Source organism: Herbidospora sp. RD11066 (genome assembly GCF_054661255.1).
This window is the reverse complement of sequence record NZ_BAAGDO010000218.1, coordinates 1-259: the sequence shown is the minus strand read 5'-3', so window position 1 is coordinate 259 and position 259 is coordinate 1. Positions and strand designations below refer to the sequence as shown.

1 protein-coding gene is annotated in these 259 nt (G+C 44.8%); it reads left to right on the top strand.

Going from position 1 to position 259, the window contains the following annotated elements; translation table 11 throughout:
* Positions 1-34: 34 nt before the first annotated feature.
* Positions 35-259: hypothetical protein (locus ACYQ78_RS39785; RefSeq protein WP_459806175.1), on the top strand; the 225-nt coding region annotated here is incomplete at its 3' end.

Below are 259 nucleotides of genomic sequence, written 5' to 3'. Positions count from 1 at the left end.
CTTGGCTCACAGAACGACATGGCTAATGGCGTGTATGAAGTCTGAAGCTTTCGAAGTATTATTGCCTTTGCAACTACGTGTGGCGAATAAAAGCACGATGTGCGACAATTCTAGTCAGATTCACACCGAAAACAATGAGCTCAACAGCAAATATATCGCCTCAAGTAATATGCCTGTAATCACGAAATCGAAACAGGAAAAGTTGCAGGGCGGAGTCAAAACATTCCGCTTGACAGCACACGTCACGCTAACATACGGG